This is a genomic window from Bradyrhizobium sp. Ghvi (genome assembly GCF_900115265.1).
Classification (GTDB): Bacteria; Pseudomonadota; Alphaproteobacteria; order Rhizobiales; family Xanthobacteraceae; genus Bradyrhizobium.
On record NZ_FOVU01000004.1, the window covers coordinates 184,987 to 197,629 of the forward strand.

The 12,643-nt window shown below is 62.8% G+C and carries 11 protein-coding genes and 1 pseudogene; 3 read left to right on the forward strand and 9 right to left on the reverse strand.

Annotation, left to right across the window (positions count from 1 at the left end; all coding sequences use genetic code 11):
• The 4 genes and pseudogenes from BM374_RS37900 to BM374_RS16295 all read right to left on the reverse strand — a co-directional run.
• Positions 1-219 (reverse strand): annotated as a pseudogene (locus BM374_RS37900) (ISNCY family transposase); the annotation flags it as partial.
• 309 nt (positions 220-528) lie between these two features.
• A complete protein-coding gene (locus BM374_RS16280; RefSeq protein ID WP_092293885.1) occupies positions 529-2,145 on the reverse strand; it encodes an acyl-CoA dehydrogenase family protein in 1,617 nt (538 codons plus the stop codon).
• A 559-nt stretch (positions 2,146-2,704) separates the two neighbouring features.
• Positions 2,705-4,345 carry a chaperonin GroEL gene (gene groL / locus BM374_RS16290; RefSeq protein WP_092293889.1) on the reverse strand — a complete coding sequence of 547 codons (1,641 nt, stop codon included), beginning with the start codon at positions 4,343-4,345 and terminating at the stop codon, positions 2,705-2,707.
• Between the two features lie 48 nt (positions 4,346-4,393).
• Positions 4,394-4,708, reverse strand: a complete 315-nt coding sequence (locus BM374_RS16295; RefSeq protein ID WP_092293891.1) for a co-chaperone GroES — start codon at positions 4,706-4,708, stop codon at positions 4,394-4,396.
• A gap of 399 nt (positions 4,709-5,107) precedes the next feature.
• Between BM374_RS16295 and BM374_RS16300 the strand changes: the two genes are divergently transcribed.
• Together BM374_RS16300 and BM374_RS16305 are read left to right on the forward strand one after the other, a co-directional pair.
• Positions 5,108-5,395, forward strand: coding sequence for an usg protein (locus tag BM374_RS16300; RefSeq protein WP_092293892.1), 288 nt, complete (start codon positions 5,108-5,110; stop codon positions 5,393-5,395).
• A gap of 153 nt (positions 5,396-5,548) precedes the next feature.
• Positions 5,549-6,100 carry a cupin domain-containing protein gene (locus BM374_RS16305; RefSeq protein WP_092293894.1) on the forward strand — a complete coding sequence of 184 codons (552 nt, stop codon included), beginning with the start codon at positions 5,549-5,551 and terminating at the stop codon, positions 6,098-6,100.
• Between the two features lie 99 nt (positions 6,101-6,199).
• Here the strand turns inward: BM374_RS16305 and BM374_RS16310 are convergent, their stop codons facing one another.
• Positions 6,200-7,450 (reverse strand): NupC/NupG family nucleoside CNT transporter, encoded by a 1,251-nt coding sequence (locus tag BM374_RS16310; RefSeq protein WP_092293896.1) that lies wholly within the window; start codon positions 7,448-7,450, stop codon positions 6,200-6,202.
• Positions 7,451-7,608: 158 nt separating this feature from the next.
• On the opposite strand from BM374_RS16310, the gene BM374_RS16315 reads away from it, so the two are divergent.
• The gene (locus BM374_RS16315) at positions 7,609-8,847 is read left to right on the forward strand and encodes an MFS transporter (RefSeq protein ID WP_177248351.1); all 1,239 of its coding nucleotides are present in this window, start codon (positions 7,609-7,611) and stop codon (positions 8,845-8,847) included.
• A gap of 152 nt (positions 8,848-8,999) precedes the next feature.
• Here the strand turns inward: BM374_RS16315 and BM374_RS16320 are convergent, their stop codons facing one another.
• From BM374_RS16320 to BM374_RS16335, 4 genes are all read right to left on the reverse strand, one after another.
• Complete coding sequence (locus tag BM374_RS16320; RefSeq protein WP_092293899.1) at positions 9,000-9,758, reverse strand: SDR family oxidoreductase; 759 nt, start codon at positions 9,756-9,758, stop codon at positions 9,000-9,002.
• A gap of 25 nt (positions 9,759-9,783) precedes the next feature.
• Entirely contained in the window at positions 9,784-10,542 is a 759-nt protein-coding gene (locus BM374_RS16325) for a proteasome-type protease (protein WP_092293901.1), read from the reverse strand.
• A gap of 201 nt (positions 10,543-10,743) precedes the next feature.
• On the reverse strand, positions 10,744-11,592 hold the full coding sequence (locus BM374_RS16330) for a transglutaminase family protein (RefSeq protein ID WP_092293903.1): 849 nt from the start codon (positions 11,590-11,592) through the stop codon (positions 10,744-10,746).
• A gap of 102 nt (positions 11,593-11,694) precedes the next feature.
• The gene (locus BM374_RS16335) at positions 11,695-12,639 is read right to left on the reverse strand and encodes an alpha-E domain-containing protein (RefSeq protein WP_092293904.1); all 945 of its coding nucleotides are present in this window, start codon (positions 12,637-12,639) and stop codon (positions 11,695-11,697) included.
• Positions 12,640-12,643: the final 4 nt, after the last annotated feature.

The following is a 12,643-nucleotide window of genomic DNA, read 5'->3' on the forward strand; positions in this document are numbered from 1 at the left end:
GTTGTGTTCTGCCTCATTATAGATCCGACGTCGCGGCCGTCGGCCTGAGCGTGCGTCTTCCTGGCCTCGAAGTAGTCGCATCGCATGCTTGCGATGAAACCCAGTGATGTCGACGAACTCATCTAATATTCGTGCCTTCTTCGCGCGATCCGAATGCCGATAACGCACGCCTGCCGCCGCCGTCAGTTCCTTCCGCCTTGCCATGCTCAGCCGCCCCATCTGCGCCCCCGCTCGTCCCCGATTCAGGGGAGCAATTTACGTGAGGCAACGGCTCAGCATCCGGTAACAATTAAGGCGAGGCAATGCGCCTTCCATCCTGATCGCCGCGCGACAATCAGACGTCTTCTCCACGAGCGGGCGCAGGCTGTCGCCGACCACGGTGGTTCCTCGGTTGCAGTAGATTAGGCCCTCATAGCAGAGCCTGCCGGCCTTAGCCGTGGCAGTGCGCAGGGATGCTTCACCTTTCCGCAGTTGCATCCTCGCGCGCGGGACCACCAGGTGGAAAAAGCGTCCCGCATTCGGCAGATCTTAGACGTACTGCACCAGTCTAAGATAATCGTCTGTCAGGACAGGTGAACGAATGGAACAAGCCGCATCTTCGAGGAAGGTGGTCAGAGTCCGACTAGCCAGATTGCAGACTTCGACAGATTGACGTGCCGGCGCGCGAGTACGGAGAGTTGCTAGTTCGGAACTGACCAGGTCGGCCGCTGCTGCGGCGCAATCTGAGCTAGAGAAGCAACCAGCAGACATGACAGCTTTTGCCAGTCCCAATGTGGTGAGCCAACCCGCATAGATCAGCACGGCACCGTCTGTCTCATTAAGCCCAGAAAGCTCCTCAATTGCTGCAGCATGAACTGATGCCGCTCCAACTGAACGAAAGAGATCGGCTATTTCGTCACGTGTGGCTTTAGAGAGAAGGCAGCGGCCGAGATGTGATAGGAGCGCCTCAGTCGGACCTTCGAAGATGCGAAGGATGCGAGCGTCTCGATAGATTTTGGCTAAAGGCGCTCCCTCATCGTAACCACGACCACCTAACAGCTGGACGCATTGATCAGCGACAAGGCCGCACCACTCCGAGGACAAAACCTTCGTTGCCGACGCAAGGTGGACGTTTGGCGCGCCCTGCGCCGAAACAAGTCGGCAGGATGCAGCCAGCATCGCCTTCACGATTTCCCGCCGCAGCACCATCTGCCCAAATAACTGCTCGATGTAGCTGTTCTCGATCATACGCAGTTTACCGAGCCGACGATGGCTTGCATAAGAAGCTGCGACCTGGATAGCTCGCTCAAGGGCTCCAAGACCCATAGCAGCCACACCGACACGGCCGCGGTTCATGCTAGATGCCGCCGCACCCCAGCCGTCTTGATCGCGAGAGAGCACGTAAGAACGCGGCACCTCGACATCCTGGAACTCCAGGGTATTCTGAATGATGCCACGTAGACCGAGTGTGCGATGCTCGTGCGTGACCTTGAGGCCTGGAGCTTGCCTGTTAACGAGTACACCAACGAGCCGACCTTTCGCATCCGGTCCCGACGCGCGCGCAAAGCAAACGATCCAGCGAGCCCAGTCAGCGAGGCCAATCCAGATCTTGCGGCCAGAGATACGAACTATATCTTCGCGCAGGAGAGCGGAAGCCTCTATATGCCTCGGGGCCGAGCCGGCTGCAGGCTCCGTCAAAGCGAAAGCGCAGAGATCGCCGCGTGTTGCCCCCCAAATGATATGCTTTTGTTCGGGAATGTGCGGTGCCGCTTGGATGCAGGGCAAGGCGAGGAAGTTATGGATGACGAGGGTAGAGGCAGCGGAGACATCGAAGGATGCAGTGGCGGAGATGAGGTCGATGGCCTCCTGCAAGGGAAGAGCTAATCCGCCGTGCTCTCCTGGCGTGGTGAGCCCGAACAGTCCGTGCCTTGCCAATATGCTATGTAGGGTTGGAGGGAATGCTCGGCGGTCATCCGCGTCTGCAAAATTCAGCTGACTGAGGTCAGCGATCAAGCTGGAGTGTAGTGCAGCTGCACGGCCTTTGGCTGTGCGTTCCTGCGCCTCCGTGAATTGGGCGTAAACCTGAGTATACATGGCCATAAGGCCCATAATGAACCCGGTCGCGCTTTGTGCCAATTCATCCCCGGGGCTAGCTCGGTTACACATCGGTATAGTGTGGATGCAAGCTCAGTATAAGCACGTTCTCCGAGCCCTGGATTTATTGCGGCCGCTGCGCGGGCTCTTATTAAGACGCGTCTTCGATATGATCTATGGGAGGCGCATGCTCCAGTATCCTCCCATTCTCCCTCAAGACTCACTCAGCGTTGTCAATTGGTGTTTTGTCCCAAAGAGAGCCGCCTGCGGGAGATCCGTCATGCCCGTGCGGCGTCCGGCATCCGTGCTTGCAGCGGAGTTTTGAACACGCAGTTCCTTCGGGATGATTGCAGTATTCGACCAGATTGCGGGCGGCATCGCCGCCGCGGGTCCACAGAGCGGCAGGCCCCACTTCCATCGCGGTGCTGGGACCGTTTTACCTTGGCCGAGGCCCGTCGCCGGCGAGGGAGAAGTCACAAGCAAATTAGGTCTGGGCCCTACCGCTGTTCACACCGATAGGCCGAGGGGGGCCTTTGGCGCGGCTTGCAAGGACGACGTAAGCTCGCCAAAACAAAACCCTGGCATTCGTGCCAGGGTTTTGCATGTCATCATCGACACATTGACAGCTGGATCAGAAGTCCATACCGCCCATTCCGGCGCCTGGAGGCATTGCTGGACCAGCCGAGGCCTTCTTCGGCAGCTCGGCGACCATGGCTTCCGTGGTGATCAGCAGCGCCGCCACCGAGGAGGCGTTCTGGACCGCGATGCGGACCACCTTGGTCGGGTCGATGATGCCTTTGGAGACAAGGTTGGTATACTCGCCTGTCTGCGCATCGAAGCCATAAGAGTACTGCTCGTTGTCCAGGACTTTGCCGACCACGATCGAACCGTCTTCACCGGCGTTGATCGCGATCTGGCGAGCAGGCCAGGACAGCGCCTTGCGCACGATCTCGACGCCGGTCTTCTGGTCGTCGTTCTTGGTGCGCAGACCCTTGAGCTGCTCGGAGGCCCGCAGCAGGGCGACGCCGCCGCCCGGCAGGATGCCTTCTTCCACAGCCGCGCGGGTCGCGTGCATCGCGTCATCAACGCGATCCTTGCGCTCCTTCACCTCGACCTCGGTCGCGCCGCCGACGCGGATCACCGCGACGCCGCCGGCGAGCTTGGCCAGACGCTCCTGGAGCTTCTCACGGTCGTAGTCCGAGGTGGTTTCCTCGATCTGCGCCTTGATCTGGGCAACGCGCGCCTCGATGTCGGCCTTCTTGCCGGCGCCGTTGACGATCGTGGTGTTCTCCTTGTCGATCATCACCTTCTTGGCGCGACCGAGCATGTTGAGCGTGACGTTCTCGAGCTTGATGCCGAGATCTTCCGAGATCGCCTGGCCGCCGGTCAGGATCGCGATGTCCTGCAGCATGGCCTTGCGGCGATCGCCGAAGCCCGGAGCCTTGACCGCCGCGACCTTCAGGCCGCCGCGCAGACGGTTCACGACCAGGGTCGCGAGCGCTTCGCCTTCGACGTCCTCGGCCACGATCACCAGCGGCTTGCCACTCTGCACCACGGCCTCGAGCAGCGGCAGCAGCTCGTTCAGCGAGGAGAGCTTCTTCTCGTTGATGAGGATGTAGGCGTCGTCCATCTCAACGCGCATCTTGTCGGCGTTGGTGACGAAGTAGGGCGAGATGTAGCCGCGGTCGAACTGCATGCCCTCGACGACGTCGAGCTCGGTCTCGAGCGACTTGGCTTCCTCGACGGTGATGACACCCTCGTTGCCGACCTTCTTCACCGCGTCGGAGAGGAACTTGCCGATCTCCACATCGCCGTTCGCCGAGATGGTGCCGACCTGGGCGATCTCGTCGTTCGAGGTGACCTTCTTGGAGTTCTTCTGCAGGTCCGCAACCACGGCCTCGACCGCGAGGTCGATACCGCGCTTGAGGTCCATCGGGTTCATGCCGGCGGCAACCGACTTGGCGCCTTCCTTCACGATCGCCTGGGCCAGCACGGTGGCGGTGGTGGTGCCGTCGCCGGCCGCGTCAGCGGACTTGGAGGCGACTTCGCGCACCATCTGGGCGCCCATGTTCTCGAACTTGTCGTCGAGCTCGATCTCCTTGGCGACGGTGACGCCGTCCTTGGTGATGCGGGGAGCGCCGAACGACTTGTCGAGCACGACGTTGCGGCCCTTCGGACCGAGCGTGACCTTCACCGCATTGGCGAGAACGTCGACGCCGCGCAGCATCTTGTCGCGCGCTTCAACCGAGAATTTGACTTCTTTGGCTGCCATCTGGAGTTTTCCTTGGATGATATTTGACTGGAGGGAGGAGAGGGGCTCTTAAGCCGCCTTCTTCTTGGACTCGCTGACTTCGAGAACGCCCATCACGTCGCTCTCCTTCATGATCAGCAGATCCTGGCCGTCGATCTTGACCTCGGTGCCGGACCACTTGCCGAACAGCACGCGGTCACCAACCTTCAGGTCGATCGGGACCAGCTTGCCGGCCTCGTCGCGGCCACCCGGGCCGACGGCGACGACTTCGCCCTGGGAGGGCTTTTCCTTGGCAGTGTCGGGAATGATGATGCCGCCAGCGGTCTTCTCTTCTGCGTCGATGCGCTTGACCACGACGCGGTCGTGAAGCGGACGGAATTTCATGCAGTCCTCCTAAGCATTTGCACGAGTTGAGGATTTCAACATTGTTAGCAATCTGCGCTCGCGAGTGCCAGCGCAGGCGAAAGTGAAATAGGACAGGATTTTTGCGGGAGCAAGGGTTTGTAGCAAAAAAATCAGCACTCGGAAGCGCCGTCTGCCAATTTCGCCAGGGCATCGTTAACGGGGCTGAGAGGGCCTCCTCGTGGCCGTTGGGAGCCGTATTAGCACGGGGTCGCCTCTGCTGCTAACGCATTGAATTTCAACAGCTTGTTAAACTTTTGGGCTTGAGATGCATTGTCAGTTTGCGTCACATTTCTCTCATGTGAGCGCATCGTTTCCGGGTGGCTCCCGGGGCACCGATAAAGCCACCCCCTGTATGCGCTCCTGCAAAGGAGGTTTGGCATGGGACTGCGCGTTGGGGGCGTTTCCGAGGACTTCCGGAAACAGATGCTGGGCTACGGGCTGACGACGGCCCAAATTCTCTACCGGATGCCGGATCATCGCTCGCTGCTCCAGACCTACGTCTGGCAGAACTACGACATGTTTCCGAAATTCCCGGCGCTGACCGACTTCCTCGCCTTCTGGCAGGAGAAGCTCGACGGCCCGCTGCATTCGGTGACGGTGGCGCACTCCAAGCTGATCAAGCCGGCCGAGCTCCGCGCCGTGGACGGCGTGTTCCGGCTGAATTGACGCGAGATGTCGTAGGGCGGATAGCGAAGCATAATCCGCCGCCGTCTGTCTCTGCGGAAACGAAACTTGGTGGATTGCGCCTTCGGCTAATCCACCCTACGGCATCGCGTTTCCGTGCTAGCCTCTCGTCACAACAACATCGGGAGGCCGGCCATGGCCAGGAAAGCCAACAAGAAACCAAAATCGCGCAGCGCAGCCCAGACCGCAGTCAAGAAGCGCAGCGGCGCCAAGTCGGCCGCGCGATCCTCGGCCCGCAAGGCGGTGAGGGCGAAGGCGCGCACCACGCCGGCAAAGTCATCGGCGAAGAAACCCGCACGCCCCAAGCAGCGCATCGCCATCAGCCATCACCGCGAGGAAGATTTTAGAGCCGACGGTCTGCGCGCCTACGCAAAGTACCGCGACCTCGGCATTGCCGATGCGACCCACGGCCTCGCGCAAGCGCACGTGATCCGCCTGCAGGGGCCCTGCAATCCCGCCGAAGTCTCGAAGCTGCACTTCCACGACGTCGACTTCCAAATGGTCTACGTGCTCAAGGGTTGGGTGAAGACCTACATGGATGGGCAGGGCGAAACCATGATGAGAGAAGGCAGCGCCTGGACCCAGCCGCCGAAGATCAAGCACATGATCCTGGATTATTCTGATGATGTGGAGCTGCTGGAGGTGATCCTGCCGGCGGAATTCAGGACGGTGGAGCTGAAGGCGTAGGTGCCACTTGTCGTTCCGGGGCGTTGCGAAGCATCGAACCCGGAACCTCGAGATTCCGGGTCTGGTCCTTCGGACCATCCCGGAATGACGGTTTCGCCGTTACGTCAACATCCCCACGATCGCCCCCATCAGGCACGTCGTCAGCGTGCCCGACACGATCGACTTCAGCCCTAGCGCGTTGATCTCCTCGCGCCGCTCCGGCGCCATGACGCCCAAGCCGCCGATCATGATGCCGAGGCTGGCGAAGTTGGCGAAACCGCACATCGCGTAGAGCATGATCAGCCGCGAACGCGCATCGAGTGTATCGGGCGGCAACTTCGAGAAGTCGACATAGGCGACGAGCTCGTTGAGCACGGTCTTGGTGCCCATCAGGCTACCCGCGGTGATCGCCTGGTCCCAGGGCAGGCCCATCAGCCAGCACACCGGCGCCATCACGAGGCCGAGCAGACGCTGCAAGGAGATCGCGGCGCCGCCGATGTTGGGCAACAGGCCGAGAATGGCGTTGACGAGATAGACCAGCGCCACCAGCACCAGGAGCATCGCGACGATATTGAGCAGCAGCTCGAGTCCCGCGCCCGTGCCCTTCACGATCGCGTCCATCGTGCCGGAGACTTGCATCTCGGGATCTTCCAGCGCACCGCCGGTGCGCTTGTCGGAGGTCTCGGGGACCATGATCAGGCTGACGAGGATCGCCGCCGGCGCGCCCAGCACCGAGGCGATGACGAAATGTGCGGCCGCGTCGGTGATCAGCGGCGCAAGCAGCGTCGCATAGAGCACCAGCACGGTGCCGGCGATGCCGGCCATGCCGCCTGTCATCACCAGAAACAATTCGCTGCGCGACATCTGTGACAGATACGGCCGCACGAACAGCGGTGCTTCGACCATGCCGAGGAAAATATTGGCGGCGGTCGAGAGCCCGACCGCGCCGCCGACCCCCAACGTGCGCTCGAGCAGCCAGGCCATGCCGCGCACGACAGGCGGCAGCACGCGCCAATAGAACAGCAGCGTCGTCAGCACGCTCATGACCAGCACGATCGGCAGCGCCTGAAACGCCAGGATGAAATCCGCGCCTGGCACCTTGAGCTCGAAGGGCAGGGGGCCGCCGCCGACATAGCCGAACACGAAGGAGGAGCCGGCGCGCGAAGCTGCGGAGATGGCGCCGACCGCGTCGTTGATGGCGCCGAAGCCATGCGCGACCAGAGGCACCTTCAGCAGCACGATCGCGGTGACGAAGGTGACGACGAGGCCGATCAGCGCCTGCCGCAGAGAAACCGCACGGCGATTCTCCGCGAGCGCGAAGGCGATCAGCAGCAATGCGAAAACGCCGAGTGTCGATTGCAGCCGCAGCATGATGTCCCCAAACCCCCAATGATTATGGTCGCACGTGCGTTGCAAACGCAATGCCGGAGGCGTCCCGGCGGCGCGTGCTGTTGACATCCAGACCCGCGTCCGCCACGCGGGGCGCGTCGATATCATGGGCCGACCAGCCGAGCGTGACCGAAGAGGCGATGTCAAATCAGCCAGTATCCGTTAGTCCGCCGGTCAGCGCCGGTGAGCTCCTCCGCCATCGGGCTTTCCTGTTCTTCCTGCTCTCGCGCAGCCTGTCGCGCTTTTCCAGCCAGATCGCGGCCGTGGCGATCGGTTGGCAGATCTACGACCTCACCGGCTCGGCTTTCGATCTCGGCATGGTCGGCCTCGTGCAATTTGCGCCCACCGCGTTGCTCGTGTTCGTCGCCGGCCACGCCGCCGACCGCTTCGAGCGCAAGCGCGTGGTGCAGCTTTGCCAGTTGGTGGAAGCGGCGACAGCGCTTTACCTCGCTGTGATCACCTGGTTCGGCGCGGTCGGCGAGGTGCATATCTTCGTCGCCACCTTCGTGCTCGGCATTGCCGGCGCCTTCGAGAGCCCGACCACCGCGGCGTTGTTGCCGCTGATCGCGCCGCAGGGCTCGCTCCAGCGCGCCACCGCCGTGTCAAGCGGCGCGGCGCAGGTCGCGACCATCACGGGACCGGCCCTCGGCGGCTTTGCCTATGCGATCGCGCCGCATCTCGCCTACGCCGTGATGCTGCTGTTCTGGATACTCGGGATGATCCTGACCGGCTTCATCCAGCCGCGCCCGCAGGCGGTCGCCAAGGAGGGGACCGATGAGGACAACATCTTCGCCGGCGTCCGCTTCATCCGCCGGAGCCCGGCGATCCTCGGCACCATCTCGCTTGATCTGTTCGCGGTGCTGTTCGGCGGCGTCACCGCGCTCTTGCCGATCTACGCCCGCGATATTCTCCAGGCTGGCCCGGTCGGGCTCGGCGTGCTCCGCGCCGCGCCTGCGGTCGGCGCGCTCTTGATGACCATGGTGCTGGCGCGCCACGCCATCACGCGGCATGTCGGCCTGCGCATGTTCCAGGCGGTGATCGTGTTCGGGATCGCTACGATCGTATTCGCACTGTCGCATTGGATGTGGCTGTCGGTGCTGTCGCTCGCCGTGCTGGGCGCGGCCGACACGATCAGCGTCGTGATCCGCTTCTCCCTGGTGCAGCTCGCAACGCCCGACGAGATGCGCGGCCGCGTCGGCGCGGTGAATTTCCTCTTCATCAACGCCTCGAACCAGCTCGGCCAGTTCGAGAGCGGCCTGACGGCAGCCTTGTTCGGTGCCATGCCGGCGGCCGTGCTCGGCGGCGTCTGCACGGTGGCGGTGGCGCTGCTCTGGATGAAGCTGTTCCCCAGCCTGCGCCGGGTGGAGAGCCTGGAGTAGCGGTAGATCTCGTGTCCCGGACAAGCTGCAACGCGTCAGCGTTGCGGCGCAGAGCCGGGACCCAGAGACCAAAAATGAGATCGCGGAGGCAGGGGCCCCGGCTCAGCAGCGCGTCATTTCATGCCGCGCTGCGTCCGGGGCACGAGCGCGGCTCAACCCCGTCCGACGAACGGCATCTTCGTCGCCATGACGGTCATCGTCAGCACGTTGGCATCGAGCGGCAGGCCGGCCATGTAGGCGACGGCGTCGCCGACCGCTTTCGCGTCCATGCGCGGCTCGTGCTTGGTGGTGCCGTCGGGCTGCAGCACGCCGGGGCCGTTGACCATGCGGTCGGTCATCGGGGTCGCGGCATTGCCGATGTCGACCTGGCCGACCGCGATGTCGTACATGCGGCCGTCGAGGTTGCTCGCCTTGGTGAGGCCGGTAATGGCGTGCTTGGTCGAGGTGTAGGCCGCCGAGAACGGCCGCGGCGCATGCGCCGAGATCGAGCCGTTGTTGATGATACGGCCGCCGCGCGGGGTCTGGTCCTTCATGATGCGGAAAGCGTGCTGGGTGCACAGGAACGGGCCGGTGAGGTTGGTGTTCACCACCGCCTGCCACTGCTCGAGGCTGAGGTCCTCGAAGTTCACCGCTGGCGCGCCCATGCCGGCATTGTTGAAGAGCACATCCAACCGGCCATAGGTCGCCTTCACCTTGTCGAACAGTGCGGCGATGGAATCCGGCTTGGTCATGTCGGCGGTCACGCACAGGCTCTTGCCCGCGGGGCCGAGCTTCGCGGTCTCCTCGAGCATCTCCAGACGGCGGCCTGCAAGCACCACGGTGAAGCCGGTGTTCATCAACGCCAGTGCGGCGGCGCGCCCGACTCCGGTGCCGGCGCCCGTTACTATCGCGATCTTTTTCGCTTCACTCATCGTTTCCTGCCTTTTCTTCGCGTTGTCAGGTCTTGGATTCTTTTTCGTTCTTGTAGGGAGGGCGCGGAATGTTCTGATGCGCGGCGCGCAAGGCCGCCGACCAGCGCGAGCGCAGGTCGTGAAAATAAGGCTCGCCCGCCTCGATGCGGTGGTTGAGATCGGCTTCGCAGGCGTCCGCGCGCACCACCAGCACGTCGATCGGCAGCCCGACGCCGAGATTGGAGCGCATGGTCGAGTCCATCGAGATCAGGCCTGTTTTCAGAGCCTCGTAAAGCTCGACGTCGTAATGCATGGCGCGGTCGAGCACCGGCTTGCCGTATTTGTGCTCGCCGATCTGCAGGTAGGGCGTGTCGGTGGTGCACTCGATGAAATTGCCGGCGGTATAGATCATGAACAGGCGCATCCGCGCGCCCTTGATCTGGCCGCCGAACAGGAAGGAGACATCGAAGGACACGTCCTCGGATCTGAGCGCCGGTCCTTCGGTGGCGTGCACGGCTCGAATGGCCCGGCCGATGCGCTGGGCGGCCTGGAACATGGTCGGCGCGTTCATCAGCGTCTCGACCTCGCCGGTGTCGGGGTCTTCCAGGCCTTCGGTCAGCGTCGAGAGCACCGATTGGCTGATGGCAAGATTGCCGGCGCTGGCGATCGCCATTATGCGCTCGCCAGGGTTCGAGAAAATATGCAGCTTGCGGAAGGTCGAGACGTTGTCGAGGCCGGCATTGGTGCGGGTGTCGGCGATCATCACCAGACCGTCCCGAACCAGGATTCCGCAGCAATAGGTCATTTCCAGTCCCCGAACGCGTTTGCGCCGAAGTACTAGCGAATTTTGGGGAGGCATGAAACCCCCGAAAGGTCGTCATTCCCAGGCGCGACGAAGTCGCGAACCCGGAATCCATTTCGCCTCCCACTCTGTGGCCCGATCGATTCTCAGGTGCCGCAATTGCGCACCATGGCTCGATGCTTCGCATCGTCCCGGAATGGCAATCTAACTCTGCCGCTGGGACTGCGATTGCGACTGGCCGCCGCGGCCGGCCTGCTCGACCTTGACCGCGACCGTCAGCGTCTCGGCGCCGCCGCCATAGCGGGTGCCGCGCACGGGCGCCGCGCCGAGATAATCGAGCCCGATCGCAACGCGGACATGGGCGTCGGTGGTGCAGATGCTGTTGGCGGGATCGAAACCGACCCAGCCGAGATCAGGCACATAGGCTTCCGCCCAGGCGTGCCCGGCGTCCTGATGCACGGTGCCGTCGGAACGCAGGAAATGGCCGGAGACGAAGCGCGCCGGCACGCCGCCGGAGCGGGCGCAGGCGATGAAGATGTGGGCATAGTCCTGGCAGACGCCGCGTTTAAGCGTGAAAGCCTCGGCCGCCGAGGTGCCGCTGTTGGTCGGATCCTCGTCGAAGGTCATGTGATCGCTGATCTGGGACATCAGCGTGTGCAGGAAGCCGAGCGTGTCGCTCTCGGCCTCGCTGCGGAGCTGGCGCGCGACCGCCGTCATCGCCGGATTGACGGCGGTGAGTTCGGTCGGACGCAGGAACATGCCGGCGGGAAAACGCTCGTCAGTGCCGCGCAGCACGCCGCCGGTGTCATGGGTCTCGATCAGCCCCTCGGCGGTGATCTTGATGTCGGTGACGGGTCCGCAGGACAGCACATGGGTGACGTTGCCGAACGCATCTTCGTGCATGTCGAGCTTGGTGTCGGTCGAGACGTCGATCTGCCACTCCGCCACATATTGCCCATCATGGCTGCCCGGCGTCATACGCAGGATCTGGATCACGCTCGTTGCAGGCGGCTCGTAGCGATAGGTCGTGGTGTGCAGGATTCGCAGGCGCATGTGTTTTACTGCTCCGTCATTCCGGGGCGATGCGCGAGCATCGAACCCGGAATCTCGAGATTCCGGGTCTGGTCCTTCGGACCATCCCGGAATGACCGAAGGTCAGATCAAATACTGCTTCGTGATGATTTCGCCCAGCCTGGAATTGTCGGCAATGAACTCCTGAATGAATTCATGCACGCCGTGCTGGAAAATGTCGTTCATGTTGCTGTGTTCCAGCCGGTTGCGAATGCCGCGGGCATGGCGCTGGGCCGGGCCCTGGCGACCATAGGCGACGCCGATCTGGTCGAGGTTGCGTACGAGGTTGTCGTAGCAGCTTGCCAGCGAGCGCGGCAGCGTGCCGTTGAGGATCAAGAGATCCGCGACCAGCCACGGCTTCAGCGTTTCACGGTAGACCCAGTGATAGGCCGTCAGCGCCGAGACCGATCGCAGGATCGAGCTCCACTGATAGAAGTCGAGCGGGCCACCGACGTGCTCTTCCTCGGGCAGCAGCACATGATACTTGACGTCGAGAATGCGCGCGGTGTTGTCGGCGCGCTCCAGATGCAGGCCGAGGCGTGAGAACCAGTACGCATCGTTGCGCAGCATGGTCCGGTAGGCGGAGCCATCGAAGCGCAGCGAGGTCTCTTGCACAAAGCGCAGGAACTTCGCCAGCTCCTCGCGCGTCGAGGTGCCCTTGCTCCAGACCTCCTGCAACTCGATCCAGGCAGAGTTGATGGTGTCCCACATCTCGCTGGTCAACGCGGTCCGCACCGAGCGCGAGTTCAGCCGCGCCGCCTCGATGCAGTTCCTGATCGAGGACGGATTGTCGGCCGAGAACGAGAGGTAGTCGACGACGTTGTGCTCGTTGGCTTCCTCGTGGGTCTGATAGAAGCTCTCCGCGACCCCGGCAGTGAGCAGCGCCGAGTCCCATTCGTTGGTCTTGCCGATATAGGCGGCGGGAAGCGCGGTGACGCGCAAGGTCGCATCGATGGTGCGTGCGAGATATTCGGCCCGTTCGACGTAGCGGGCGAGCCAGTAGAGGTTTTCGGCGGTACGCGACAGCATCTCT